We start from the raw sequence: 26756 nt of genomic DNA, 5'->3' as shown, positions 1-26756 counted from the left end.
GCATGAGCCGCCCCGGTGAAGGGCGATTGAAGCCGGTGTGAAGCGAAGGTGTGGCGAACGTGAAGTTGAAGGGAGTTCAGCCCGCCGACGGCAGCGTGAGCGTCGCGCACGCGCCGCCTTCGTCGCGGTTCGCGAGCGCGACCTGGCCGCGGTGCAGCATCGCGACCTCGCGGACGAAACACAGCCCAAGGCCCGTGCTGCGATCCTGGCCGTCGGGGCGCGGCAGCGAATAGAAGCGCTCGAACACGCGCGCCAGTGCGTAGTCGGGCACGCCGGGGCCGTCGTCGGTCACACGCACGACCGCGACATGGGCCTTACCCGCCGGCTGCCGTTCGAGCGCGATGCGGATCGTGCTGCCCTGCGGCGCGAAATCCAGCGCGTTGTCGAGCAGGTTGCCGAGCGCCTGGCGCAGCAGGAACGGATCGCCTTCGACGACTGCCGGATCGGCCGCGTCGTGCGCGTCGATCGCGAGGTTCACGCCGCGCTGCCGCGCGCGCGGCTCGATATCGTCGACGAGCTGTTCGAGCACCGGCCGCAGCGCGACCGGTTCGCGCACCGACAGGCGCTGCTTCTGCTCGACTTCGGCGAGCGCGAGCAGCTTGCGGATCATCTGTTCGAGTCGGCCGGCCTGGCGGCGGATGTTCTCGGTGAAGCGCCGCCGGTTCGTCACCGGCATGTCTTCCTGCAGCAGTTCGGCCGCGCCGCTGATTGCCGCCAGCGGGCTCTTCATCTCGTGCGTGAGCGTGTGGATATAGGTCTCGACGTACTGCCGGTCTTCCAGCCGCTGATGCATGCTTTCCACCGCGCGCCCGAGCTCGGCCAGCTCGCTTGCGCCCTGTAGCGGCATGTCGGCCCGCTCGCCCGCCGCGATCGCGCGCGCATAGCGCTGCAGGCGCCGCAGCCCGACCACCAGCCACCACGTGCAGGCCACGCCGATCAGGATCGCGCCGCCCATCAGCAGCGCGCCGTACAGCATGATCTTGCGCTGGCTGCGCGCGATGAACGGCGCGACCGTCTGGTTCGGCTTCGCGATCGTCAGCACGCCAATGATCTCGTTGCCGTGCCGGATCGGCGCCGCCACGTGCATCACGGTGCTACTGTCATCGTTCGGATCGCTGCGCGTGCTGCGCGCGCCGTACTCGCCGCGCAGCGTCCGGTACACGTCGTTCCAGCGCGAATAGTCCTGCCCGACCGCGCGGCCGGACGAGTCGTAGCGCACGATGCCGTGCGCGTCGGTGATGTAGAGACGGTAGCCGATCGTGTTCTTCTGCACGCCCCATACGTTCGCGCTGATCGGGCGTTCGTGCAGGTTCGACAGTTGCCGCGCGAACGCGCCGTTGGCAATGTGGCCGTTCGCCAGGTCGTCGGCGGCCAGCGTCGCGAGCACCTGCGCGGTATCGACGAGCGTGTCCTCCATCGCCTCGCGCACACCCGGCTTCACCTCCTGCACGAACACGCGCAGCGTGATCAGCGCAGCCAGGCCGACGATCAGGAAAAAACCGAAGAAGATGCGCAGGCCGATATGCATGGACGGAGCCGGTCGTTACGGTTGCAGCGAATAACCCATCCCGCGATGCGTGCGGATCGGGTCGCGCTCGGGGTCGATCGCGCGCAGCTTCGCGCGCAACGTCTTGATGTGCGTGTCGACCGTGCGGTCGGCCGAATCGAATGCCTCGTGCCACACGAGGTCCATCAGTTGCTCACGCGAGTAGATGCGCCCCGGATGCCGGACCAGCAGCGCCAGCAGCCCGAACTCGTAGCGCGTGAGGTCCAGTGCGTGGCCGAGCCACGATATGCGGGCGCCGTCGGTGTCGAGTGTGAAACCCGGTGCGGTTGTCTCGGCCGGCGCGGGTACGGGTACCACAGGCGTGGGGATCGATTCGGGCGCAGCCGTCCGGTAGAAGCGCCGCAGAATCACGCGCACCCGCGCCGCCAGTTCGCGCGGCGAAAACGGCTTGACCACGTAATCGTCGGCACCGATCTCGAGCCCGACGATCCGGTCGATTTCATCGTGCCGCGCGGTGAGGAAGATCACCGGCACGTCGGAGAACGTGCGCAGCCGCCGGCACACCTCGAAGCCGCTGAGATCCGGCAGGCCGACGTCGAGCACCACGAGATCGACGCGCGTGTCGCGCAGGTGGTCGAGCGCCGCCTGGCCGAGCATGCAGTGGACGGTCTGCATGCCGTCGGTGCCGAGGGCATAGATGATCGTGTCCGCGATCGCCACTTCATCTTCGACGATCAGGATAGTGGGCTGATGCATGGTCTCAGTCAGGGCTCGCGCAATCCGGTGCGACATTGTACGCACGGCCGGCCGCCGCGCGAGCCCCCGCCCTTGCCCCGCCGCGCTATGCCACGCGGCCGGTCACCGGAATCGACGCGCCGGTGATCGCCTGCGCGTCGGCCGACAACAGGAAGCCGATCGTCGCCGCGATCTGCTCCGGCTTCACCCAGCGCGTGAAATCCGCGTCCGGCATGTCGGCGCGGTTCGGCGGCGTATCGATGATGCTCGGCAGGATCGCGTTCACCGTCACGCCGCGGTCGAGCAGTTCGGCCGCCAGCGCCTCGGTGAGCCGCGCGACGCCGGCCTTCGCGGCCGCGTATGCGCCCATCCCCGTGCCGGCCTTGAACGCCGCGCCCGCGCCGATGTTGACGATGCGCCCGGCCGGGTTCGCCAGCAGGTGCGGCAGCGCGGCCTTCGATGCGTTCAGCGCGGTCTTCACGTTCAGTTCGTACATGCGGTCCCACGTGGCGGCGTCGCCGTCGGCGATCGTCTGCCACACGAACGCGCCCGCGATGTTCAGCAGCGCATCGACCCGGCCGAATTCGCGCTGCACGGTATCGAGCGCCTGCGCGGCGGCCTGCGGATCGACGAGATCGATGCCGCCGATGCGCAGCGCGTCGGCCGGCACGCCGGGCAGCGCCTGCGCCGCCGGGGCCGCGCCGCGGCCGATCAGCGCGACGCGTGCGCCGCGCTCGCCGAGCCACGCGGCCGTCGCGATGCCCAGGTGACCGAATCCGCCGGTGATCGCGACTGCCTTGCCTTTGAAATCGTGTTCCATCGATGTTTTCTCCTGGATCGAGGGTTGCTTGATGATGCGTGTTGCATGAGCGATGCCGGCCGCGGCATGCGTGCGTGGCCGGCAATGTGCCACAGGGTAGCGCCGTTCACGCGTCCGTGCGCACCGCGACGAGGCTGCGACGGCGCGGTTCCTCCGTCGTTTCGCCCGGGTTGTCAGGGCGATGCCGCGGTTGGCGCCGGCCTGCATGGCGTGTCGGAAGCGCAGCACGACACGGTGGCATCCGATACGGACCGCCTCGCGTGCTCGATCGCGAAACAACGCGCGACGCAGAACGCGGCAAATGCGTGGCTGCCGACGGTGTCGGCGAGCTGACGCACCGGGCCGCCGCCTGCGAGGCCCGGCGGGCACGCGGGCGAGCGGCCGGGCATAATGCGCGAGGCCGGTCCGGCGCCACGTGCCGCGACCGTGCCGGACCACCCGACGGCCCGCTTCATTTCCCGTCCCGAATCCTGAACTTCAATCCGTGAATGTCATGCAAGTACTCGTCGTAGGAACCGGCAAGCTGGCCAGCGAACTGCTCGACGCGCACCGGCTCGACCCGGCCACCTGCCGCGTGATCCCCTGGTCGGACAGCGCGCGCAACGACGCGCAGCGCAGCGACGCCCGAACGATCGTCGTGCATGCCGGTTCCGGCCGCGAACTCCCCGCCGTGATCGCGTTCTGCGAGGCCACCGGATCGCCACTCGTCGAACTGTCGACCGGCTCCGAGCTCGAAACCGGCTCGCACGCTTTCCCGGTCGTGCTGTGCCCGAACACGAACATCCTGATGCTCAAGTTCATGAGCATGCTGGAAACCAGCGGCCACCTGTTTCACGACTGCCGGATCAGCGTGACGGAGTCGCACCAGGCCGGCAAGACGTCCGTCCCCGGCACGGCCGTCGGGATCGGCCAGTCGCTCGGCGTGCGGCCGGAAGACATCCGCTCCGTGCGCGACCCGGACGTGCAACGCAGCGAATTCGCGGTCGCCGACGATCAGCTCGGCCGCCACGCGATTCACCGGATCCGCATCGACGACGGCGCGTGCAGCCTGCAGTTCGAATCGCGCGTGGTGGGTGCGACGCCTTACGCCGATGGCGTGTCGCGCATCGTCGATGCTGTTCGGCTGCACGATCTCGAGCACCGCCGCTATTCGATCGTCGAGTTCATCCGCAACGGCTGGCTGTAATCGCGGCGATGCGCGACGGGCGGCACACGCGCTTGGCAGCGCAGACGTTTTTTGTTCAACGCAAGAAGAGGTTCGGTGCCGATTTCCGTGGAGGTCGTCAATCGCCCGATCCGCGACATCCAGGCCGCCATGAATCTCGCCGGCCGGCGCCTGACGTCCCGCATGGCCGGCGTTCAAGATCACGCCAGCCGGCTTCGCCGCCACGGCCGCTTGCGAAATTCGACGAGTAATCGTCCTGCCGCATTCGCTGGTAAGTTATCGGCCGAGGTTCATTCGCCGAGCGGGGGCGCGGGTCACCGTCACGCGCCGCCAAGCACCGCACCGCTCTCGGGCAGCGTCGCACCGCCGTCGACGACGATCGTCTGCCCCGTAATGTAAGCGGCATCCGCCGATGCGAGAAACAGCATCGCGTTCGCGATATCTTCCGGTTCGCCCATCCGCGCGAGCGGAATGTCGCGCGCGATCTGCGTCGCGACCGACGCGTCGCCGAGATTGCCGGCCGCCGGCGTGCGAATCATGCCCGGCTCGACGCCGTTCACCGTCACGTTGCGGCGCGCGAGCTCAAGCGCGGCCGCGCGAATGAAGCCGTTCACGCCAGCCTTCGACGCCGCGTAATGCGCGAGCCCCGGATACGCGACACGCGGCCCCGTCACCGACGACGTGACGAGCAGCCGCCCCGCTCCCGCACGCTCGAATGCCGGCAACGCGGCCTGCGCGAGCCAGAACAGCGCCGACAGGTTGACCGAGAGCGTCCGGTCGAGCGTCGGCTCGTCGATCTGCGTGAACGGCGTCAGCGGAAAATACGCGGCATTGTGGACGACCACATCGAGCCGGCCACCGTCGCGCTCGACCGCCGCAACCAGTGCGCCCAGTTCGTCGCGGCTGGCGGCATCCACCCGATAGGCGCGCGCCTCGCCGCCCGTGCTCGCGAGCGCATCGGCCTGCGCGGCGGCCGCCTCGCCGTTCAGGTCGGCGAGCGCGACGAACGCGTCGGATTCCGCGAATCGGCGTGCGATCGCCGCGCCGATCCCCTGCGCGGCGCCCGTGACAAGCACGACGCGCCCGTTGAAATCCGCCCGCAGGCGGCCGCTGCCCGGCACGGCATTCATCGCTGCGCCTCGCCGCCGAGCGGATGCACGGTTTCGTTGAGCACCTGCGCGTGCGCGCCGACGGGGAAGTTCGACAGCGTGCCGAAATCGCCGCCCTGGTAGCCGAAGATCTTGCCGTCGGTCTTGCGCTGCGCGAGGTCGATCAGCACGACGCCGAGCGTCGGCACCACCTTTTCTCGCCACACGAACAGATACAGCGCGTCTGCAATCCTGAAGTAATGACAGCGATCGACATCGGCCAGCCCGCCTTCGACACCCTGCAGGCACTGCCACGCATAGAAATTCTCGTTCAGGTAGATGTGCTCGTAGCATTCGGTCGGGCTATAGCGATACATCGTCCGCTTGCCGATCAGCTCGCGCGTGGGCCCGTGCAACGGCCCCGGCTGCGTGTGGCCGCCGAGCGTGCCGTGCCGGAACTCGGCCTCGACGCCCGTCAGCGGCAGCCCGCGCGCAACCCGTGTGAACGCGTCGATGCGCGTGTCGGCTTCAGTCGGCAGCGCGCCGACGACCGACGTCCATACACCGTTGTCGAGGTCGATCACGAGACTGACCGATGTCGCGCGGGCGGCCGAATCGATGTAGTCGACGAAGTACAGCCCGTCGCGCAGCCGCGTCACGCGACACGGCTCGCGGCCGCCCGTATCGGTCGCCGCATCGCGCCACTGCAGTGCGCCGGGCTCGAACGTATAGACGCGCCATGCACCCGATGCGTCGCCGAGCGCAAGTGTCCGCCCGGCGAGCGCGTCGACGGATGCGAGGATGTTCGCTTCCGGCGCGAAGCCGTCCGCGAGCGCGCCAACCTGAATGAATACCGGATCCTGTCGTTCCACCTGCCGCCTCCCGCGCAGCTTCAGGCCCGGCGGGCCGTGTACGCTGCTCATGTGCACATGGTGCGGGCTACGCGCGCCGCGCGGTATCGGCCAAAAGGATGAAGGGCGCGCGGCGCCGGAACACGCTAAAGTGCATGACATCCGCGCCGCAACCGGCGCGAGGAGCGCACATGCACCGCGTCACCCATTACCGACGGACCGGCGAAGGCATCGAGGCAATCAGCCTCGAATCCGACCGTGCATTTCCGCGCCACGCGCACGACGAATTCGGGGTCGGTGTGATCGTCAGCGGCGCGCACCGGTCGTGGAGCGGCCGCGGGCAGGTCGACGCGCTGGCCGGCGACGCGATCATGGTCAACCCGGGCGAGATGCACGACGGCTCGCCGATCGAGGCCGGCACGGGCCGGCACTGGCGGATGCTGTACCTCGCACCCGCGCTGGTCGCGGGCGTGGCAGCGGAAGAAGGCCTCGGCGGCGTCGAACTGGCGCATCCGGCGGTACGCGACGCGCGGCTCACGGCTGCCGTCGGCCAACTACACGCGCGTATCGTCGCGGGTGAATCCCAGCCGCTTGCCCGCGACGAAGCGCTCGTGATGCTCGTCGCCGGGCTGCTTGCCCGGCACGCGAACCGCACGCTGCCGGCGGCGGGCGTCGCACCGGCAATCCGCCTCGCCCGGGAGCGGCTCGACGCGGTGCCGGCCGCGCCCGTTTCGCTCGCCGAGCTGGCCGACCTGAGCGGCGTCAGCCGCTTCCAGCTGCTGCGCGGGTTTGCCCGCGAAGTCGGCATCACGCCGCACGCGTACCTGATCCAGTCGCGTGCGCGGCTGGCGCGCGCGCTGCTTGCCAGCGGCTTGCCGATCGCCGATGCCGCAGCCGAAGCGGGCTTTGCCGATCAAAGCCATTTGACGCGTGCGTTCGCGCGCCAGTTCGGGATCACGCCGGGGCGGTTCACGCAGGCCGTTTGACGCCGCCGCCATCCAGCGGGGCTCGTCGCCAAACACACCGGCCTCGAAGGCTGCGCTCACATCGACAACTGCGACGGCACGCCGCGCCATGCGCTGCTCGCGGTGGCTGTCGCCCGCCCCTGCGGCCCAAGCATGCAGAGTCACGCGCTCCGTATTCGACATGCCCGCGCGCGCTGCAATTTCGTTCAAGACGCGCATCAACGCCGTACGCGACGATGCGGCGCATGAAGACACGACTGATTGGCTATCTCTATCTCGCCGCCGCAATGGCAGGCGTCGGCAGCACCGTCATCGCGAGCCGTCTCGCGGCCGGCGGCCTGCCGCCGTTCGCGGCCACCGCGCTGCGCTTCCTGATCGCGACACCGCTGCTGTTCGCGCTGATGTGTGCGCAGCGCATGCGCTGGCCACGCATCTCCACGCGCGACGCCGTGCTGCTCGTCATCCAGGCGGCGGCGGGCGGCGTCGGTTATACGGTGCTGCTGATCTGCGGCACGAAGCTGTCGTCGCCGCTCGATGCGGGCGTGATGCTCGGCACGCTGCCCGCGATGTCGACGCTGATCGCGGCCGTCGTGCTGCGCGAGCGGCAGACACCGCGCGACTGGGTGGCCGCCGCGCTCGCAACGGCCGGCGTGCTGTTCGTCACGTTCGCGCCCGGCCAGGCCCTGCCGTCGCTCCGCACGCTCGCCGGCGATGCGCTGGTGCTGGCCGCCGTCGCCTGCGAAGCCATATTCATCCTGCTCAACCGGCGGCTGGCCGCACCGTTGCCGCCGCTGGCGCTGTCCACCGCGATGTCCGGCCTCGGCTTCGTGCTCGCCCTCGTGCCCGCCGCGTTCGAATGGCACGCGGTGGCGACCGGCTGGACCGTCGACGCGGTGTCAGCGATCGCCTACTACGCGCTGGTGCCGACCGTGCTCGGCTACCTGTGCTGGTATGCCGGTTCGGCGCGCACGAGCGGAACCGAGGCCGCGCTGTTCACGGCGGTCGCGCCGGTCTCGGCCGTGCTGTTCGCGGTCGCGCTGTTCGGCGAAACGCTCAGCGCCACGCGTATCGCGGGTATCGCGCTCGTCGTTGCCGGCATGGTCGTCGGCGCGACGCGGCGACGCGAACCGCCAGCCGAAGCACGCTATACGCACCCGGCGAATCCGGATCGACCGTCCCGCCCCACGCCCGCCGCGCAAACCGCCACCGACTGACTTGCGCTCATCGCGTCGTTGCTTCGTTGCTTCGTTGCGGAAACGGCGGCGTCTCCGCCCCGCCGTATAACCCGTCGATCCTCGCGTTTCCCCCGTGCGGCCCGCAACTGTAGGAATGTGTCCGCGCACCGCAAAACCGTTGCGCACCACCCCGCAAGATGCAATATTCGCGTGGCCGGGACCTTTGACAACCATCGCACAACAATCCGCCACGCAATGAACAGGAAGGAAGCCAAAACAAGAATCGCGGTGCTGCTGTCCGCGGGAACGAGGAAGGCCGACACGTTGGCCGAACTGTCCGGACAGGGACTCAAGGATCGCGTGCTCGCGCACCTGATCGCGTCGCGCCCCGATCCCGAACGCTGCCGCCAGAACAAGCTGCACATCCGGATCCTGGTCGCGCTCGGCATCGCCCAGCTCGCGATCAGCCTCATGCTCGCGTACTACTTCTTCGCCACCGGCGCCGGCAACGGCCTCGTGCTGGTATTCCTCGCGCTGACCGTGCCGCTGTCGCTGCTGTTCATCTGGGGCTTTGCAACCCATCGTGTCGGCGCGTACCACGCGTTCATCCTGCTGTCGCTGCTGCAGGTGCCGAAGACCATCGCCGAGCTCGGACGCGATCCGTCGACCGCGCTGCCGAGCCTCGCGATCACGGTCCTGCTGGTGGGCTATGTCTGGTTCGTCCGCAACCGCCTGTTCCCCGACTACGGCTGGTTCACGCCGCGCAAGGTCGAAGGCCGTTACGCGTTCGTCGAGCACGCCTGACGCCACCGGCATCGAGCGCCGGCCAAAAGAAAAAAGGCGCCGGGCCGCCCCGCAATCGCGGGACGGCCCGGCGCCTTCTGCATTCCGGAACCGGTCGGCTTACTTGGCCTTTTCAGCCGAATCGCTGATCGCCTGGCCGCCCTTCGAAATGTCCTGCCCCACACCGGCGACCGTGTTGCAACCGGCAAGCGCGGCGGTCACCACCAGCAGCATTGCAGCAATCGTACGCGTCATTCTCATTCTCCTTGGAATCAACAAGCCCGACGGGCGAATCGTTTGCGGCGTCGCGCCCGGCAGATGCTGGGCACGGGGCCTGACCTGATTATACGGAGACGGCCGCCGCGCGCCAGTCCGAACCCGCCGCTGTCACTCGGGCCATACAGCCGGTTCGCGCAGATTTTCCTTGACTTCAACACGCGAGGAACTAATATACGCACCGCGTATATTTTTCGTCAGGAGCCGCCGATGACCGTTCCCCAGCAAGCCTTCCTCCGCGACGCCATGCGCCGCCTCAACATGACGCGCGAAGCGTTCGCCAGCCGCATCGGTGTGAGCCGGCGCGCGCTGGATACCTGGCTTCTGCCCGACGATTCGCAGGAATCGCGCGGGATGCCCGAGATCGTCGAGCGCTTCGTGTCGGAAATCGTCGAGCGCTCGGTGCCGGAAGGCGGCAACTATACGCAAAGCGTAGATAACCAGGGGCTCGCCAAGCAGTTCTTTTTCGAGGGCAAGCCGCAACTGCTGTCGGTCGACCAGTTCTCGCGGGAATCGGTCGAGGCGCTGTTTCGCGTGGCCGACGTCATGCAGCCGATCGCGCGCCGCCACAAGATTTCGCGCGTGCTGGAAGGTGCGGTGCTCGGTAACCTGTTCTTCGAGGCCAGCACGCGTACGCGCGTGTCGTTCGGCGCCGCCTTCTGCCGGCTCGGCGGTTCGGTGTGCGACACGACGGGCTTCACGTTCTCGTCGATGGCCAAGGGCGAATCGATCTACGACACGAGCCGCGTGATGGCCGGCTATGTCGACGCGCTCGTGATCCGCCATCCGGAGAAAGGCTCGGTGGCCGAGTTCGCGCGCGCGACCAACCTGCCCGTGATCAACGGCGGCGACGGCCCCGGCGAGCACCCGAGCCAGGCGCTGCTCGATCTCTATACGATCCAGCGCGAGTTCTCGCGGCTCGGCAAGATCGTGGACGGCGCGCACATCGCGCTGGTCGGCGACCTCAAGTACGGCCGCACGGTGCACTCGCTCGTCAAGCTGCTCGCGCTGTACCGCGGGCTCAAGTTCACGCTCGTGTCGCCGCCGACGCTCGAGATGCCGGCCTACATCGTCGACCAGATCGCGACGAACGGCCATGTGATCGAGCAGACGACCGATCTCGCAGCCGGGCTGCGCGGCGCGGACGTCGTCTATGCAACGCGGATCCAGAAGGAGCGCTTCACCGACGAGTCGTTCGAAGGCTACACGCCGGATTTCCAGATCAACCAGGCGCTCGTCGATTCGGTGTGCAAGCCGGACACGCTGATCATGCACCCGCTGCCGCGCGACAGCCGGCCCGGCGCGAACGACCTGTCGGTCGACCTGAACCGCGACCCGCGCCTCGCGATCTTCCGCCAGACCGACAACGGCATTCCGGTGCGGATGGCGATCTTCGCGGTGCTGCTCGGCGTCGAGAACCTCGTCCAGCATTCGATGCGCGACGCGACGTGGCGCCCGCCGGCCTATCTCGGGCCGGAGGATGCGGTGTTTCACGGGGTCGATTGAGAAGGAACTGCGGGGCGAGCCAGTCAGGCGCCCCCGCAGTTCAACGGAAAGCGCGCCGGGCAGCCCGGCGCGCTTTTTTTACGCGCGGTGGAAAGGTAGGCAATCAGCGCCTAGGACGCCCACGGATCGATTACCCGCAGGCCGACCGACTCGAACGGCGCGACATCGCGCGTCGCAATCACTCTAACCCGCCTGATAAGCACGTCACACCTGGCCGATCGGCCATTGACCCTGCCCAGACCACCCCGTCACATTAGTTGACACTTTCCTTACTAACGCTAACAAGAACGCTTCTCATTCAATAAAAAATTACATAGAATGCCGCCTGAAAACAAATCGTAATAATTCCCGGCGGCATGCACATTCCCGTAGCGCACCGCCCCCGGGGCCACACCGCGAGGTCGAAGCGCACCATGAAGTCACGTCCCGACGAGCTGAAGCTCGGTAAATTCACCACCCTGTGCAGCGTGCTCGCCGCAAGCCCGGCCTTCGCGGCGGACGGCACGCCGCCGCCCGCCCCGGCCGGCACCGAAGGCCATCTCGCACCGATCGAAGTCCAGGGCAAGGCCGAGCACAGCTACAAGGCCGACTTCTCCGCTTCCGCGAAATTCACCGCGCCGCTCGTCGACACGCCGAAATCCGTCACCGTGATCCCGCAGGAGCTGATCCAGAACAGCGGCGCGTCAACATTGACCGAAGCGCTGCGCACCGTGCCCGGCATCACGTTCGGCGCCGGCGAAGGCGGCAACCCGCTCGGCGATCGTCCGTTCATCCGCGGCTACGACACGCAGGGCAGCATGTTCGTCGACGGCATGCGCGACACCGGCGCGACGACGCGCGAGATCTTCAACACCGAGCGCATCGAGATCACCAAGGGTTCCGACGGCGCGTACGGCGGCCGCGGCGGCGCGGGCGGCAGCATCAACCTGATCACAAAGGCCCCGCACCTCGGCACCACCGCCGCCGCGAGCGCGGGCCTCGGTACCGACCGCTATCGCCGCTTCACGGCCGACGGCAACTGGCAGTTCGCCGATCACGCCGCGTTCCGCCTGAACCTGATGAGCCACAACAACGACGTCGCCGGCCGCGACGCGGTGAACAACGAGCGCTGGGGCGTCGCACCGTCGATCGCGTTCGGCCTCGGCACGTCGACGCGCGTCGTCGCGAGCTACTACCACCTGCAGACGGACGACCTGCCCGACGGCGGCATCCCGTACTACTACGGCTTCAACCTCCCGAAAGGCGTCGCCACCGACGGCCCGGCGCCCGTCGACCGCCACAACTTCTACGGCCTGACCAACCGCGATTTCCGCAAGACGACGTCGGACATCAGTACGCTGAAGATCGAGCACGACATCACGTCGTCGCTGACGATCCGCAACACCACGCGCTATACGGAATCGACGCAGGACTACATCTGGACGCAGCCCGACGACAGCCAGGGCAACGTGGTCAACGGCAAGGTCTGGCGGCGCGCGAACACCCGCAACAGCGCGATCAACAGCATCGCGAACCAGACCGAGCTGTTCGGCGAATTCCGCACCGGCCCGTTCAAGCACAGCTTCACGACCGGTATCGAGCTGTCGCGCGAATGGGGCAAGCGCGACACGTACAACGTCGCCGCCGCGAACGGCAAGATCTGCCAGAACGGCATCGGCGCGGCGTCGGGCTACAACTGCACGAGCCTGTGGTCGCCGAACCCGAACGACCCGTGGGCCGGCTCGATCACGCGCAACAACGACTACGCGCGTGCCCGCACCGTGACGAAGTCGATCTACGGCTTCGACACGATCGAGATCACGCCGCGCTGGCAAGTCAACGGCGGCGTGCGCATCGACGACTACTCGACCCGCTTCACCGACACCAAGGCCAACGGCGGCAAGACCACCACGCGTGACGACACGCTCGTGAACTGGCAGGCCGGCCTCGTGTTCAAGCCCGCGCAGAACGGCAGCATCTACGCGTCGTACGCGACGTCGTCGACGCCGGCCGGCATGATGCTCGGCGAAGGCAGCGAAACGCAGTCGCTCACGCCGGGCCGCGGCGGCGTCGGCTCGAACGCCGATCAGCTGGCGCCGGAAAAGAACCGCAGCATCGAGCTCGGCACGAAGTGGAACGTGCTGAACGACAAGCTCGCGCTGACCGCCGCGCTGTTCCAGATCGATACGACGAATGCGCGCGTGACGCTGCCGAACAACCAGTATGCGATGGTCGGCAACAAGCGCGTGCAGGGTCTCGAACTCGGCGTCGCGGGCCAGATCACGAAGCAGTGGCAGTTGTTCGGCGGCTATACGTACATGAAGAGCGAGCTACGCGACAACGGCAAGGACACGGCGAACAACGGCAACCGGTTCCCGAACACGCCGAAGCACAGCTTCACGATGTGGTCGAACTACGACGTGACGCCGAAGTTCACCGTCGGCGGCGGCGCGTTCTACATGTCGCAGGTGTTCGGCGATCCCGCGAACCAGCACGCGGTGCCGTCGTACTGGCGCTTCGATGCGATGGCGCAGTACCGCATCAACAAGAAGCTCGGCCTGCAGCTGAACGTGAACAACCTGTTCAACCGCACCTACTTCGACCAGGCGTATCCGGCGCACTACGCGTCGATCGCACCGGGCCGCTCGGCGTTCGTCACGCTGAACGCGCGCTACTGATCGATGGAAGCCGTGTCGCTGAAGGCGCTCGCGTCGGTTTCGCCGCGCGAGTTCGCCGACATCCTGGCCGGGCCGCCCGAGCGCGCCGCCGCGTGGGTCGCGGCGGCGGCCGACAACGGCATCGTCGATGCCCAGGCCGTCTACGGGCAATACCTGCTCGACGGACATGGCGTCGCGCGCGATCCGGCGGGCGCGTTCAACTGGTTCCGGCACGCGGCGCGCGCCGGCCACGCGATGGCGATGAACATGCTCGGCCGCTGCTACGAGTTCGGCTGGGGCACGGCCGCGTGCGCGCCGGTCGCCGTGTACTGGTACCGGCTCGCCGCGCAGGCGGGGCTCGACTGGGGCATGTACAACTACGCGACGGCGCTCGCGCTCGGTAACGGCGTCGACGAGAATCGCGCCGAGGCGCTCGACTGGTTCCAGCGCGCGGCCGCGCTCGGCCACGCGAAATCGATCAACCTGATCGGCGGCTTCTACGAGGACGGCTGGGTCGTACCGGTCGATACCGACGCCGCGTTCGACCACTATCGACGCGCCGCCGTGGCGGGCGACTTCCGCGGCCAGTTCAACCTTGCACGGCTGCTCGCCGAGCGCGGGCGCATCGACGAAGCGCTCGCGTGGCTTGCGCGCGTGCCGGCCACCGCTACCCCCGCGTTCGTCGCGAAGATGCGCGCGTATCTCGCGTCGTCGCCGATCGACGCGTTTCGTGCGGCGGCGCTGGAATTGCAAACGCCACCACAGCCGCAGCCGCACTGTACGGAATCCATATCATGATGCTTCACGTCCCCGGCGTATTGACGAAAGCGCAGGTCGCGCAATGTCGCGAACTGCTCGATGCGGCCGAATGGGTCGACGGCAATGCGACGTCCGGCACGCAGTCGGCGCTCGCGAAACGCAACCGGCAATTGCCGGAAGGCGCGCCGGCCGCACGCGCGGTGGGCGACGCGATCCAGGACGCGCTCGCACACCATCCGCTGTTCTTCTCGGCGGCGCTGCCGCTCAAGGTGTTTCCGCCGCTGTTCAATCGCTACGAAGGCGGCGAGACGTTCGGCACGCACGTCGACAACGCGATCCGGCTGCTGCGCGGCACGGATTTCCGCGTGCGCAGCGACCTGTCGGCGACGCTGTTTCTCGAAGAACCCGATGCGTACGATGGCGGCGAGCTGTGTGTCGAGGATACGTACGGCACGCATCGCGCGAAGCTGCCGGCGGGCGACCTCGTGCTGTATCCGGCGTCGAGCCTGCATCACGTCACGCCCGTGACGCGCGGCGCGCGCGTCGCGTCGTTCTTCTGGATCCAGAGCATGGTGCGCGACGACGGCGATCGCACGCTGCTGTTCCAGCTCGATACGCAGATTCAGGCACTGTCCGCCGAGAAAGGGGCGAAGGACCCGATGGTCATTTCATTGACGGGGATTTATCACAACCTGCTGAGGAAGTGGGCGGATGCGTAACCAACGATATGCAATGCAGCCGCTGGACGTATTGCGCGGCTCCGTCGTGCGCTACGACGGTCCCGTCGATCCAATCGAGGAAAGCGGTTGGGAGGCGCCGCCACACGACACGCGAAACGACGGCGGCCACGCAGGCACGACCATCGATACGCGAGGATAAGAGGCTCACGCTCCCGCAGCGGAAACCGCGACACATCCTCCGCCGGACTCTGGCATATTGGCGATTCGTCTGACCAAATCAACCACGAGCACCCGGCCTCGTGCAATAGCGCTTCCTGCTGCCAGCCGGACGTGGCCCGCAACCGTCATTGCGCCACTTCGTCCACTATCGTGATTTCGCTCTCCGATCCCGTTGTCCGGTCCATTGCCCTGCTGGAGTCGCACGAAGGGTTTGTCGATCTCGCAGGCTTCCATGACCGTATCGCTGTCGCGCCCGGCCCCGACGACGTCGCAAACAAGAGCCCGCATTTCCTGAAAGTGCGTCGTGGCGTGGCGGACCGGCTGATCGCCGCAGCGCACGCGCTCCCCGCCGGCCTGCGCCTGTACGTCAAGGAGGGCTATCGCCCGCTGGCCCTGCAGCGTCACTACTTCACCGGGCATCTCGCGCACCTGCGCCGGACGCTGAAGCCGTTGCCGGATGAAGACACCCTGGTCGCACTGACGAGCCACTACGTTGCACCGCCGGAAGTCGCCGCGCACCCGACGGGCGCAGCTGTCGACCTGACGCTCATCTCGGCGGATGGCATCGAGCTCGACATGGGTTGCATGCTCGATGCCACCGACCAGGAATCATCCGGCGCGTGCTACACGCACAACCCGTTCATCAGCCGCGCAGCCGCCCGCAACCGTCAGGTGCTGATCACCGCGCTGACGGGCGCCGGCTTCACCAATTACCCGTCGGAATGGTGGCATTGGTCGTTCGGGGACCGCTATTGGGCCGTGATGCACGATCAATCGCACGCCATCTACGGCCCCGTCGAAGAAAACATGCTCGACGAAGCCGCGTGCTGACATTCTTTCCGACGAAACGCGCCCGCCTCGGTAACATCCTCACTTGTCGATCCCTGCCCGCTCCCGCACAATCGCAGCACCTGCATCACTCTCCCCCGCGCCGATGTCCTATGCGTCACTCGCCACCGGCGTCCTCCTCGCGGGCGGCCTCGGTCAGCGCTTCGACCCGAGCGGCCTGCACAGCAAGCTGCTCGCGCTGCTTCCCGACGGCACGCCGGTTGCGGTCGCGGCCGCCCGTCATCTCGCGGCGGCCACGGCCGACGTGATCGCCGTCGTGCGTCCCGGTGCCGAAAAACTCGCGATGCTGCTGAACGAAGCCGGCTGCCACGTCGTCTATGCACCCGACGCCGCGCGCGGCATGGGCGCGAGCCTCGCGGCCGGCGTGCGCGCGACGCCCGACGCGAACAGCTGGCTCGTCGCGCTCGGCGACATGCCGTGGATCGCGGCGTCCACCTATGAAGCCGTCACGCGCGCGCTCGACGCCGACGACGCGTCGATCGTCGCGCCCGCGCACCGCGGCGTGCGCGGCCATCCGGTCGGGTTCGCCGCGCACCATTTCGATGCGCTCGCCGCGCTCGACGGCGACACGGGCGCCCGCGCGCTGTTCGCCAGCGCGCCGGTCAGGCTGCTCGACGTCGACGATCCCGGCATCGTGCGCGACGTCGATACACCGGCGGATTTGCGCTGACCGGGATCGCGCAGAGCGCGCGGTGCAATACAGCGCACGCGCCGCGCGCGGCGGGCGCCTGCCCGAAAGCGGCCCGGGCCCGGATTGCACCGGCGACACACCACCCGCCGCCACAATCCCGCTGCAAACGCACGCCCGATTGGCTATAACGGAGACGAGGCGCCCCTGCCGCGCCACCGCCGTCACGCACCGCGCGAGTCCTCCATGACCGATCACACGACCCCGACGCCCGAGCCACCGGCCGACCCGAACCGCGATCCGGAAGACGATCCGTTCTCGTCGCCGCCCGGCCATCACGACAACCCGCAGCAACCGGACGGACCGCCGAGCAAGGATCCTGTCTAGCCTCAGGGCTGTCGCGCCGCGCATTCACCGCGGGTTCCCGTCATGCGCCGTCGGCGCCGCATGAGGTTGGCTAGCGCGCCGTATACCCGCCGTCGATCGGCAACGACACGCCGCTGACCATCGACGCCGCGTCGCTGAGCAAGAACAGGATCGGTTCGACGACCTCGTCCGGCTCCGCGAATCGCCCGAGCGGAATCGCGGCCAGCATCGGCGCCCGCTTTTCCGGTTCGCTCCACGCGAACTGCGCCATCGGCGTGAGCGTGACGGTCGGGTTCACACTGTTCACACGAATGCCGTGCGGCCCGAGTTCGATGCACAGCACGCGCGTGATCGCATCCATCGCCGCCTTCGACGCGCAGTAACTCAGATGCGCGGGCAAGCCGACGAGCGCGGCCTGGCTCGATACGTTGACGATGCTGCCCCGCGCGTGCGCGACGCCACGCGCGTCGCGCGCGATCATCTTCCGTGCGACGGCCCGGGCAACGAGCGCCGCGCCGCGTGCATTGACGGCCATCACGCGATCAAAATGCGCGGCGCTCACCTCGAGCGCCGATTCGAGTGACGCGATCCCCGCGCAATTCACGAGGCCGTCGAACGCATCGTGCGCGGCGAGCGCCGTATCGATCGCGTGCTCGTCGCCACCGACGTCGAGTCGCAGCGTCTCGCACGCGGCCTCGCCGGCCAGCGCATCGAGCGCGGCCATGTCGCGCCCGGCCGCGACGACCTGCGCGCCCGCCTGCGCCAGCGCGACCGCGCACGCGCGCCCGATCCCGCTCGACGCCCCCGTGACGAGTACCCGCGAACCGCCGAAGTCGAACCGTGTCTTCATGATGGCGTGTGCAACTCGTGCATGATCGGTTTGAGCGCCGGATACAGCGCCGTATAAAGCGCAAAGCGCGCCGCATACGCTTTCGCGCGTCCGGCATCGGGCCGTGCGCGCTCGACGAGCGTGACCCAGCCGCCTTGCGCGTCGTCGTGTGACACGAGCCCTGCCCCGACGCCCGCGAGCAAGGCCGCCCCCATCGCGGCTTCGACGTCCTGCTCGATCGTCCACACCGGGAAGCCCGTCACGTCCGCGATGATCTGCATCCACAGCGCCGAATGCGCGGCCCCGCCCACGACGATCAGCCGGTCATCCAGCGCCACCGCGCCGCGCCGGCCGGCCTCGATGTTGTGCCGCAACGCGAACGCGACACCTTCGAGCACCGCGCGATACAGGTGCGCGCGCGTATGCGCGAGACTCAGCCCGACGAACGCACCGCTCGCCTTCGCGTCCCACACGGGGCTGCGCTCGCCCATCAGGTACGGCAGGAACAGCACGCCGTCGGCGCCCGGCGGCACGCCTTCGGCTGCTTCCTCGAGCAGCACGTGCGGATCGCCGTGCGGCAGCAGGCGTGCCGCATCGATTTCCGCGTTGCAGAACTGGTCGCGAAACCACGCAACCGACGCGCCGGCCGTGATCGCGCCGCCGAACACGTAGAGGTCGCGCTGCCCGTTGAACACGTGCGGCATGCTGACGAGCCCGTGACGCGCATCGACGTGCCGGCTCACGTAACCCCAGCACATGCTGGTGCCGATCATCGCGACATGCTGCCCCGCGCGCGTCGCGCCGGCCGCGAAGGTCGCGACGGCCGCATCGACGCCGCCGGCGACGACGGCCATGCCGGCCGGCAGCCCGAGCTGCTCCGTCCATTGCGACAGCAGCCCGCCGACGATGTCCGTCGATTCGACGAGCCGCTCGGGCATCATCGTCGCCGGAATGCCGAGCATGTCGAGCGCGTCGTCGGACCACTCGCGGCGCGCGACGTCGTACACGCCGCCGATATTGCCGGCCGAACTGTGATCGACCGCGACCTCGCCGGTCAGCAGGTAGATCACGTACGCGTTCGGCGGCAGGAAATAGCGCACGTTCGCCCACACGTCCGGCCGCTGGTCGCGCAGCCACAGCATCTTCGTGAAGCCGTAGTAGCTGTCGACGCCGTTGCCCGTGATCACGCGCAGCCGCTCGACGTTCACGTTCGCGTTGACCCAGTCGACTTCCGCGGTCGCGCGCCGGTCCATCCAGATCAGGCACGGATGGAGCGGCCGCATGTCGATGTCGACCGGAATGCCCGAGCCGCCGTACAGGCTGCCCACGCACACCGCGCGAATCGCATCGGCCGGCACGCCCTGCGCGCGCGCATCGCTCACGCAGCCCGCGATGCACGCGAGCACCGCATCGAACCACACCTGCGGCCATTGCTCGGCCCACAGCGGGCGCGGCGTATCGGGCTGGTAGCCGGCCGAGCGCCGCGCGACGATCGTGCCGTGCCGGTCGACGAGCAGCGCCTTGGTGCTCTGCGTGCCGATATCGACGCCTATGACGTATTCCATGATGTCTCCGGTGAGGCGCACGCCGGCCGTCAGCGGGCCGGTTTCAGCAGCACCTTGATCGATTCGGGCGATTTCGCGACGCGGATCGCGTCGTCCCAGTCCTCGAGCGCGAAATCGTGCGTGACGATGCCTTTCGACGTGACGAGCCCGCGCGCGAGCAGGTCGATCGCGATCGGGTAGCAGTATGGCCCCAGGTGCGCGCCGCGTACGTCGAGCTCCTTGCGATCGCCGATGATCGACCAGTCGACGGTCGCATCCTCGCCAAACACGCTGAATTCGACGAAGCGGCCGAGCTTGCGGATCAGGTCGAGCCCCTGGCTCACGCCGACCGGCGCGCCGGTCGTCTCGATGTAGACGTCGCAGCCGTAGCCGTCGGTGAGCGACCGGACGATCTCGCGCGCATCGTCGCGCGCCGGGTTGATCGTCACGTCGGCACCGTACTCGCGCGCGAGTTCCAGCCGCTCGTCGATCAGGTCGATCACGACGAGCTTCTTCGGCGTCTTCAGGTGCGCGACCTGCGTCATCATCAGCCCGAGCGGGCCCGCGCCCGCGATCACGACCACGTCGTCGAGCTGGACGTCGCCACGGTTCACCGTATGGATCGCGCACGACAGCGGCTCGATGATCGCCGCGTCCTCGAGCGACACGCCGAGCGGAATCTTGTGGACGATCGCGGTCGGCGGAATGCGCATGTACTCGGCCATCCCGCCGTCGGCCACCTCGCGCTGGAAGCCGAAGATGTTGTGCACTTCGCACATCCAGTACTGGCCCGACTTGCAATAGCGGCACTTGCCGCATGGCACGATCTGCTCGGCGATCACGCGGTCGCCCACCGCCACGCCGAAATGCCCGGCCGCGCCGTCACCGAGCGCTTCGACGTGGCCGAAGAATTCGTGGCCGGGAATCACGGGCGCCTTCACCCATGGGCTCGGGCCGCCCCAGAACATCTTCGCGCCCGTGTAGCACTTGCAGTCGCTCGCGCAGATTCCGCATGCGGCGATGCGGATCACGAGCTCGTTCGCGCCGGGGCGCGGCTTCGCGACCTGTTCGACGCGGTAGTCCTCGGGGCCGTGGCAGACGACCGCGGTCATCCGCGGCAGGGCTTCGGGTGTCGTCATGGATAGTCTCTTTCGTGGATGATCTGGATGACTGATGAATCGATCGCTACCGCGACCGTTCGCGGCTGATGTAGATCGCGAGCAGGATGATTCCGCCCTTGATCACGTTCTGCACATACGGGTTCACGCCGATCATGTTCAGCCCGTTGTTGAGCACGCCGAGCAGCAGCGCGCCGACCAGCGTGCCGAGGATCGCACCGCGCCCGCCGGAGATCGACGTGCCGCCCATCACGACAGCCGCGATCGCGTCGAGCTCGAAGCCCACGCCTGCGTTCGGCTGACCGCTCATCAGGCGCCCGGTCAGCACGATCGCGGCGAGCGCCGACGTGAGGCCGGCCAGCGTGTAGACGATCAGCTTCACGCGCGCGACCCGCACGCCGGTGAGCCGCGTCGCCTGCTCGTTGCCGCCGATCGCATACACGTAGCGGCCGAACGGCATCCGGTCGAGCAGCAGCCACGCGACGGCATAGACCACCAGCATGATCAGCACGGGCGCCTGGATGCCGAACACCTTGCCGCTGCCGAAGAACGCGACCCAGTCGGGCAAGCCGTCGATCGGATAGCCGCCCGTGTAGATCAATGCCAGGCCGCGCGCGATACCCATCGTCGCGAGCGTGACGATGATCGGCGGCATCCCCGCGAACGCGACGAACACGCCGTTCAGGAAACCGAAACCGAAGCCGACCGCGATGCCGATCGCGAGCGCCGCAACCGCGTTCACGCCCGCGACCATCAGCCCGGCCGCGAGCGTGCCCGACAGCGCCATCACCGAGCCGACCGACAGGTCGATCCCGCCGGTCAGGATCACGCAGGTCATGCCGACCGCGATGATCGCGTTGATCGACACCTGGCGCAGCACGTTCTCCAGGTTCGCGGCGGACAGGAAGCTCGGGCTCGCGATCATCATCGCGATGCACACGACGATCAGGCCGACGAGCGGATAGAACAGCGTCGAGCGCCGCAGCTGCGCCCACCTCGCGCGTGGCGGCGGTGCGTCGCCGTGTCCGGCTGTCGCCGCGAGCGTCGTGGAACGCGTGGAAGAAGAATCAGGCAGGTTCATGGGTCGCTCCTCGCGTGCCGGCCGTGGCATAGGTCATGACCGTGTCGGGATCGATCTCGTCGCCTGCGAGCGTCGCCTCGATGCGGCCCTGCCGGAACACGGCGACGCGATCGCACATGCCGACGATTTCCGGCAACTCGGACGAGATCATGATGATGGCGTAGCCGCGCGCGGTGAGTTCGCGCATCAGCCCGTAGATTTCGGCTTTCGCGCCGACGTCGATGCCGCGCGTCGGCTCGTCGAAGATCAGCACCGACGTGTGATGGTTCAGCCAGCGCGCGATCACGACCTTCTGCTGGTTGCCGCCGGACAACGTCGCGACCTCGGTGTGGATCGACGGCGCCTTCACGCCGACGCGCCGCACCACGTCGTGCGTGGTGCGCGCCTCGTCGCGGCGGTCGATCAGCCAGCGCATCGACCGGTACTTGCCGAGGTTGTTCAGCGAGATGTTGTCGCGGATCGAGAACGACGTGATGAGCCCTTCCGTCTTGCGGCTCTCCGGCAGGATGCCGATGCCCGCGCGCAGCGCGTCGGCCGGATCGGCGAGCTTCGCCGCCGTGCCGCGCACGCGCACGTCCTTGCGGTGCGCACGCGTCGCGCCGATCACCGCGAGCGCGGTTTCCGTGCGGCCCGAGCCGACCAGCCCGGCGAAGCCGAGGATCTCGCCGGCATGCAGCGTGAAGCGGTTCACCGGGCCGCCGCGCTCGATCTGCAGTTCGTTGACCTCCAGCACCCGCGGCGCATCGGCCGCGCGCGCCGGTTTCGGCGGAAAGCTGCTTTCGATCCGGCGGCCGACCATCATCCGTACCAGTTGCTCGACGTCCGTGCGCGCGACGTCGGTCGTCGCCACGTACTGGCCATCGCGCAGCACCGTGATGCGGTCGCACACCGCGAAGATCTCGTCGAGGTGATGCGAGATGAAGATCATCGCGACGCCCTGCCGCTTCAGCTCGCGCATGATCGCGAACAGGTGCTCGGCCTCGGCCGGCGTGAGCGTGGCGGTCGGTTCGTCGAGGATCAGGATGCGCGCGTCGAGCGACAGCGCCTTGCCGATCTCGACGAACTGCTGCTGCGCGACCGACAGCGCACGGATCGGCGCATCGAGATCGATCGCCACGCCGAGCCGCGCGAAGATCGCGGCCGCCGCGTGACGCATCCGCTTGCGGTCGCGCGCACCCCAGCGGTTGCGCAGCTCGCGGCCGAGGAACAGGTTGTCGACGGCGTCGAGATGCGGAATCAGGCTGAATTCCTGGAACACGATGCCGACGCCGGCCGCGACCGCATCGTGATAGTCCGCGAAATGGCGGGCGGTGCCGTCGATCTCGATCGTGCCGGCATCCGGCTGATGAATGCCGCACAGGACCTTCATCAGCGTCGACTTGCCCGCGCCGTTCTCGCCGAGCAGCGCGTGGATCTCGCCGCGCGCAATCTCCAGATCAATGTCGGAGAGCGCCTTTACGCCCGGAAAGCTTTTCGTGATGTGGCTGAGCCTGAGTATCGTGTCCATCGGCTTCTCCGTGCGAAGAGCGCCGGCCGTGCCGCCGCCCTTCGCGTCGCATCGCACGTCGTTCACCAGCTGAAGCCCTTCGCGTTGCCGCGATCGACCACCTTCACGTCGACTGGAATCGCCTTCGGCACCGTCGCGCCCCACTTGCGCGCGATCGCGATGCCGAGCGCGATGCGCACCTGGTCGGCCGGGAACTGCGCGGTCGTCTCGATGAACTTCGAATTCGGCTTCTGGATCGCGGCGATCGCCTCGGGCGCGCCGTCGACGCTCGTCAGCTTGATGTCCTTGCCCGAACTCTCGATCGCGGCGAGCGAGCCCATCGCGCCGCCGTCGTTCACGCTGAAGATGCCCTTCAGGTTCGGATGCGCGGAGATCATGTTTTCCGTGACCGACAGCGCGGTCGCGCGCTCCTGCTTGCCGTTCTGCGTGTCGACCAGCTTCACGTTCGGGTATTTCGCGAGCCCGGCCTTGCAGCCGCGCACGCGTTCGAGAATCGGCACGACCGGGATGCCGTCGAGAATGGCGACCTCGCCGCTGCCGCCGATCGCCTTCGCGAGGTAGTCGCACGACATCACGCCCGCGTCGTAGTTCTTCGAGCCGACGAACGAATCGACCGGGCCGTTCGCGTTCGCATCGACGGCCACCACCACCGCGCCGGCCTTCTTCGCCTGCGTGATCGCCGACTGGATGCCGGTCGAATCGGTCGGGTTCACGAGCAGGATGTCGATCTTCTTCTGCAGCATGTCCTCGACGTCGCTCACCTGCTTGCTGACGTCGTGATGCGCGTCGGTGACGACGACCTGCGCGCCGATCGACGCGGCCGCGTCGTTCAGCGCCTTCTGCATCGTCACGAAATACGGGTTGTTCAGCTCCTGAAACGTCATGCCGATGCGCAGCGGTGCGGCCTGCACGGCGGCAGCGGGCAGCCAGGCCGCGACGGCGAGCGCGGCAATCACCGCCATACGGGCGGCGCGACGGGGGGATGAAGCGGGCGATGCATGCGTCATGACGGTGTCTCCGGTTATGTGTGCAGCTTTTTCGTGGTTGAACGCGCCCCTCGCGACGTGGGCGACGCGATTGCGCTGGGTGAAACGGTCGGGAAAGTCAGGCGGGCCGCGGCCCCGCGATCATCCTGGCTGCGGCGCGAGCTCGGGGATGCCGGCCGTGACGACACGCGGCGGCAGCGGATTGCCGGTCGGCGCCGCGTGCAGCGCGAGCTCGCGGCTGCGCGCGTTCAGGCGCTGCAGCGCGCGGAATTCGGACGGCGCCATCCCCTTCACCGCGCGGAACTGGCGGTTGAAGTTCGACACGTTGTTGAAGCCGGCCTGGAAGCAGATATCGGTGATGCTCGCGTCGTCGGCGAGCAGCATCTGGCACGCGGACTCAATCCGCAGACGATTCACGTACTGCACGAACGGCATGCCCGTCTGGCGATGGAACGCTCGCGAGAACGCGCTGACGCTCTGCCCGGTCAGTTGCGCGAGATCGGCTTCCCGCAGCTCGGACGCAAGGTTCTTGCCGATGTAGGACAGCGCATGGCTGAGCCGCGTGGGCGTGACGTCGGCCTGGTCGTACGCGGGGCTCGCGAGCAGCGTGCGTTCGGCCGCCCCGCAAAGCCGTTCGAGGATCGTCATGAACAGCGCGATGCGGCGCATGCCGCGCGCGGCCAGCAGTGCGTCGAACAGCGGCGCGATCGCGGCGCTGGTCGCCGCGTCGAAGCCGACCCCGCGCCGCGCATCGTCAAGCAGCGCCTGCGCGTCGCGGCATTCGGGAAACGCGTCCATGCAGCGGCGCACGAACGCGGGATCGAACTGGATCACGAGATTGCGGCGCTCGACGGTTTCGCCTTCGGCCATGTCGCTGACCCAGTTGTGCGGCAGGTTCGGGCCGAGCAGCACGAGATGGCCGGGGCCGAACGAGCCGATGTGGTCGCCGACGAAATACTTGCCGCGCGTCGCGACGATCAGGTGCAGTTCGAATTCGGGATGGAAGTGCCAGCGGATCGTGCGATACGGATAGCCGTGCGACCAGACCTTGAACGACTCGTCGCGTCGCACGTCGACCACTTCCAGATCGGGGTGCATCATGGTTGGCGTCTCCATTCCCATGTCTCGCTGGCCGGTTCGTTGCGCGCGTGCGCCGCGTATTTCACGCGGCGACGCGACCGGTCGCATGGGAAGCAATGTAGGTCGATCGAGCGCGCGGCTCCACCAACTTTACGCCTGATTTCCGATACTTTTTTGCGCATTCCGGCCGCACAGGGCGCCGGACGACAAATTTGTGCAGCGCGGAACGGCCGGGTGGCCGCCCGCTCCGGTGCTCATGCGGCCGCGTGCTCGCGCGCCGTCCGCACTTCGTATGCCTTCAGGTGGTTGTACGCGATCCGCAGCAGCGACAGCGTATCGGCCGCCTCCGGGTCGCGGCGCGCGAGCAGGTCGCCGATCACGTGATCGGCTTCGACGCGCGCATGGTTCTCGACGTCGCGCAGCATCGACGCGGTCAGCGGCGACGGCGTCAGCACCATTCGCTGCATCCGCTCGATGGCGGCCGGCTCGGGCCGGTGGCCATTGTGCTCGGCAATCGCGCTGCATTCGCCGAGCATCGTCTCGAGCAGGCGACGGCCGTCCGGCGCGGCGAGAATGTCGCCCACCGAGCCGCGGAACAGCGACGTGCTCGCGGCGAGCGTCGCGAGGAACACCCATTTTTCCCACATCCGCGCGACCACGTTGTCGCTGAGCGTCACATCGAACCCCGCGCCGCCGAGCACGTCGGCCACCGCGCGCACGCGCGGCGATTCACCGCCCGCGAGTTCGCCGAAGGTGACCCCGTGCGTGTCGTTGAGGTGCACGATGCGCTGCTCGCGATCGAGCGTCGCCGCGATCACGCACAGCCCGCCGAGCACCTGCGCGGCGCCGAACCGGTCGCGTAGCACGTCGAGATGACGCATCCCGTTGAGCATCGGCAGGATCAGCGTCTGCGGGCCGACGAACGGCGCGAACGACTGAATTGCATCGTCGAGGCTGTACGCCTTGCAGCTCAGCAGCACGAGGTCGAACGGCGCGACGCCGGCCCCCGTATCGCCCGCGCGCACGGTCTGCACGTTCGCGAGCGTCAGGTCGCCGCGCGGGCTGCGGATCAGCAGCCCGTCGCGCGCCAGCGCGGCCGCGCGGCCGTCGCGCACCAGGAACGTCACGTCGCGCCCCGCCGCGGCCAGCCGGCCGCCGAAATACCCGCCGACCGCGCCGGCCCCTACCACCAGAATTCGCATCGTTGCCTCCTTTCGGTTTCGTTCGGTGCCGCGCCGCTGCCCAGGCGCCGGACGCATGTCTCATGCAACGCTCACTGGTTCAACGGCTTGATCCGCGGAACTGCTCGGCGGTCATGCACGGGTCTTCCGCATTCAAACACGTCCGGAAGTCGGAAGGGATGAAATCAATTCGGCACCGCATGAGGTCTTGTGGCCGTCGAACGCGGCGGCCTGGCCTTCAACCTTGAATTCCACGTCACCTTCGACGATCACGCAAGCGCCGTGAATCGGACAGGAACACGTGTCGCCGATGCGAGCGACCGCGCGGCCCATTACCTTGCTCGTACCGGCTCCGGTTTCCACCCGCCCACCGTGCGTATGTACATCGTCTACCCGGACAATTCCCCGCATATCTCCAGCCC

At 68.0% G+C, this 26756-nt stretch carries 27 protein-coding genes; 12 read left to right on the top strand and 15 right to left on the bottom strand.

Going from position 1 to position 26756, the window contains the following annotated elements; genetic code table 11:
• Window positions 1–76 precede the first annotated feature (76 nt).
• The 3 genes from creC to CFB45_RS20350 all read right to left on the bottom strand — a co-directional run bounded on the left by creC (window position 77) and on the right by CFB45_RS20350 (window position 3062).
• Entirely contained in the window at window positions 77–1528 is a 1452-nt protein-coding gene (gene creC / locus CFB45_RS20360) for a two-component system sensor histidine kinase CreC (RefSeq protein WP_089427087.1), read from the bottom strand.
• A 15-nt stretch (window positions 1529–1543) separates the two neighbouring features.
• Window positions 1544–2263 (bottom strand): two-component system response regulator CreB, encoded by a 720-nt coding sequence (gene creB / locus CFB45_RS20355; protein ID WP_089427086.1) that lies wholly within the window; start codon window positions 2261–2263, stop codon window positions 1544–1546.
• Window positions 2264–2348: 85 nt separating this feature from the next.
• Window positions 2349–3062 carry an SDR family NAD(P)-dependent oxidoreductase gene (locus CFB45_RS20350; protein WP_089427085.1) on the bottom strand — a complete coding sequence of 238 codons (714 nt, stop codon included), beginning with the start codon at window positions 3060–3062 and terminating at the stop codon, window positions 2349–2351.
• Between the two features lie 493 nt (window positions 3063–3555).
• Between CFB45_RS20350 and CFB45_RS20340 the strand changes: the two genes are divergently transcribed.
• Window positions 3556–4248, top strand: coding sequence for a dihydrodipicolinate reductase (locus tag CFB45_RS20340; RefSeq protein WP_089427083.1), 693 nt, complete (start codon window positions 3556–3558; stop codon window positions 4246–4248).
• 299 nt (window positions 4249–4547) lie between these two features.
• On the opposite strand, the gene CFB45_RS20335 is transcribed toward CFB45_RS20340, so the two are convergent.
• Together CFB45_RS20335 and CFB45_RS20330 are read right to left on the bottom strand one after the other, a co-directional pair.
• Window positions 4548–5357, bottom strand: a complete 810-nt coding sequence (locus CFB45_RS20335) for an SDR family oxidoreductase (protein ID WP_089427082.1) — start codon at window positions 5355–5357, stop codon at window positions 4548–4550.
• The gene (locus tag CFB45_RS20330) at window positions 5354–6187 is read right to left on the bottom strand and encodes a molybdenum cofactor biosynthesis F family protein (RefSeq protein ID WP_089429062.1); all 834 of its coding nucleotides are present in this window, start codon (window positions 6185–6187) and stop codon (window positions 5354–5356) included. Before CFB45_RS20330 ends, CFB45_RS20335 begins: the two co-directional genes overlap by 4 nt.
• A 170-nt stretch (window positions 6188–6357) precedes the next feature.
• On the opposite strand from CFB45_RS20330, the gene CFB45_RS20325 reads away from it, so the two are divergent.
• The 3 genes from CFB45_RS20325 to CFB45_RS20315 all read left to right on the top strand — a co-directional run bounded on the left by CFB45_RS20325 (window position 6358) and on the right by CFB45_RS20315 (window position 9110).
• Complete coding sequence (locus tag CFB45_RS20325) at window positions 6358–7152, top strand: AraC family transcriptional regulator (RefSeq protein ID WP_089427081.1); 795 nt, start codon at window positions 6358–6360, stop codon at window positions 7150–7152.
• A gap of 224 nt (window positions 7153–7376) precedes the next feature.
• Entirely contained in the window at window positions 7377–8345 is a 969-nt protein-coding gene (locus CFB45_RS20320) for a DMT family transporter (protein WP_256978290.1), read from the top strand.
• A gap of 216 nt (window positions 8346–8561) precedes the next feature.
• Window positions 8562–9110, top strand: coding sequence for a permease (locus tag CFB45_RS20315; protein WP_089427079.1), 549 nt, complete (start codon window positions 8562–8564; stop codon window positions 9108–9110).
• 99 nt (window positions 9111–9209) lie between these two features.
• Here the strand turns inward: CFB45_RS20315 and CFB45_RS20310 are convergent, their stop codons facing one another.
• On the bottom strand, window positions 9210–9344 hold the full coding sequence (locus tag CFB45_RS20310; protein WP_006485835.1) for an entericidin A/B family lipoprotein: 135 nt from the start codon (window positions 9342–9344) through the stop codon (window positions 9210–9212).
• A gap of 231 nt (window positions 9345–9575) precedes the next feature.
• Here CFB45_RS20310 and CFB45_RS20305 point away from each other — a divergent pair, with 231 nt between their 5' ends.
• The 8 genes from CFB45_RS20305 (at window position 9576) to CFB45_RS39070 (ending at window position 17029) form a co-directional block, all read left to right on the top strand.
• The gene (locus tag CFB45_RS20305) at window positions 9576–10871 is read left to right on the top strand and encodes an aspartate carbamoyltransferase (RefSeq protein ID WP_089427078.1); all 1296 of its coding nucleotides are present in this window, start codon (window positions 9576–9578) and stop codon (window positions 10869–10871) included.
• Window positions 10872–11284: 413 nt separating this feature from the next.
• Window positions 11285–13528 carry a TonB-dependent receptor gene (locus CFB45_RS20300; protein WP_089427077.1) on the top strand — a complete coding sequence of 748 codons (2244 nt, stop codon included), beginning with the start codon at window positions 11285–11287 and terminating at the stop codon, window positions 13526–13528.
• A 3-nt stretch (window positions 13529–13531) separates the two neighbouring features.
• On the top strand, window positions 13532–14305 hold the full coding sequence (locus CFB45_RS20295; RefSeq protein ID WP_089427076.1) for a tetratricopeptide repeat protein: 774 nt from the start codon (window positions 13532–13534) through the stop codon (window positions 14303–14305).
• Window positions 14302–14985 carry a Fe2+-dependent dioxygenase gene (locus CFB45_RS20290; protein ID WP_089427075.1) on the top strand — a complete coding sequence of 228 codons (684 nt, stop codon included), beginning with the start codon at window positions 14302–14304 and terminating at the stop codon, window positions 14983–14985. Before CFB45_RS20295 ends, CFB45_RS20290 begins: the two co-directional genes overlap by 4 nt.
• Before the next feature lie 13 nt (window positions 14986–14998).
• Entirely contained in the window at window positions 14999–15145 is a 147-nt protein-coding gene (locus CFB45_RS39515) for a hypothetical protein (RefSeq protein ID WP_254600164.1), read from the top strand.
• Window positions 15146–15315: 170 nt separating this feature from the next.
• A complete protein-coding gene (locus CFB45_RS20285; protein ID WP_254600163.1) occupies window positions 15316–15996 on the top strand; it encodes a M15 family metallopeptidase in 681 nt (226 codons plus the stop codon).
• Between the two features lie 103 nt (window positions 15997–16099).
• Window positions 16100–16684 (top strand): nucleotidyltransferase family protein, encoded by a 585-nt coding sequence (locus CFB45_RS20280; protein ID WP_089427073.1) that lies wholly within the window; start codon window positions 16100–16102, stop codon window positions 16682–16684.
• A gap of 204 nt (window positions 16685–16888) precedes the next feature.
• On the top strand, window positions 16889–17029 hold the full coding sequence (locus tag CFB45_RS39070; RefSeq protein ID WP_174972170.1) for a hypothetical protein: 141 nt from the start codon (window positions 16889–16891) through the stop codon (window positions 17027–17029).
• Between the two features lie 70 nt (window positions 17030–17099).
• On the opposite strand, the gene CFB45_RS20275 is transcribed toward CFB45_RS39070, so the two are convergent.
• From CFB45_RS20275 to CFB45_RS20235, 9 genes are all read right to left on the bottom strand, one after another.
• Window positions 17100–17858, bottom strand: a complete 759-nt coding sequence (locus tag CFB45_RS20275) for an SDR family oxidoreductase (RefSeq protein WP_089427072.1) — start codon at window positions 17856–17858, stop codon at window positions 17100–17102.
• The gene (locus tag CFB45_RS20270) at window positions 17855–19402 is read right to left on the bottom strand and encodes an FGGY-family carbohydrate kinase (protein WP_089429061.1); all 1548 of its coding nucleotides are present in this window, start codon (window positions 19400–19402) and stop codon (window positions 17855–17857) included. The genes CFB45_RS20275 and CFB45_RS20270 overlap by 4 nt, the downstream gene beginning before the upstream one ends.
• 29 nt (window positions 19403–19431) lie before the next feature.
• Window positions 19432–20520 (bottom strand): alcohol dehydrogenase catalytic domain-containing protein, encoded by a 1089-nt coding sequence (locus CFB45_RS20265; protein ID WP_089427071.1) that lies wholly within the window; start codon window positions 20518–20520, stop codon window positions 19432–19434.
• A 46-nt stretch (window positions 20521–20566) separates the two neighbouring features.
• Window positions 20567–21580, bottom strand: coding sequence for an ABC transporter permease (locus CFB45_RS20260; RefSeq protein WP_089427070.1), 1014 nt, complete (start codon window positions 21578–21580; stop codon window positions 20567–20569).
• Window positions 21567–23087: a sugar ABC transporter ATP-binding protein gene (locus CFB45_RS20255; RefSeq protein ID WP_089429060.1), complete on the bottom strand. Its 1521-nt coding sequence runs from the start codon at window positions 23085–23087 to the stop codon at window positions 21567–21569. The genes CFB45_RS20260 and CFB45_RS20255 overlap by 14 nt, the downstream gene beginning before the upstream one ends.
• A 62-nt stretch (window positions 23088–23149) precedes the next feature.
• Window positions 23150–24094 (bottom strand): substrate-binding domain-containing protein, encoded by a 945-nt coding sequence (locus CFB45_RS20250; protein WP_089427069.1) that lies wholly within the window; start codon window positions 24092–24094, stop codon window positions 23150–23152.
• Window positions 24095–24214: 120 nt separating this feature from the next.
• On the bottom strand, window positions 24215–25174 hold the full coding sequence (locus tag CFB45_RS20245) for an AraC family transcriptional regulator (protein WP_089427068.1): 960 nt from the start codon (window positions 25172–25174) through the stop codon (window positions 24215–24217).
• A 233-nt stretch (window positions 25175–25407) separates the two neighbouring features.
• Window positions 25408–26355 carry a 2-dehydropantoate 2-reductase gene (panE, locus tag CFB45_RS20240; protein ID WP_089429059.1) on the bottom strand — a complete coding sequence of 316 codons (948 nt, stop codon included), beginning with the start codon at window positions 26353–26355 and terminating at the stop codon, window positions 25408–25410.
• Window positions 26356–26487: 132 nt separating this feature from the next.
• Window positions 26488–26745: a PAAR domain-containing protein gene (locus CFB45_RS20235; RefSeq protein ID WP_089427067.1), complete on the bottom strand. Its 258-nt coding sequence runs from the start codon at window positions 26743–26745 to the stop codon at window positions 26488–26490.
• Window positions 26746–26756: the final 11 nt, after the last annotated feature.

The sequence above is a fragment of the Burkholderia sp. HI2500 genome, from assembly GCF_002223055.1.
Lineage (GTDB): Bacteria > Pseudomonadota > Gammaproteobacteria > Burkholderiales > Burkholderiaceae > Burkholderia.
This window is presented reverse-complemented; position numbering and strand designations above follow the sequence as displayed.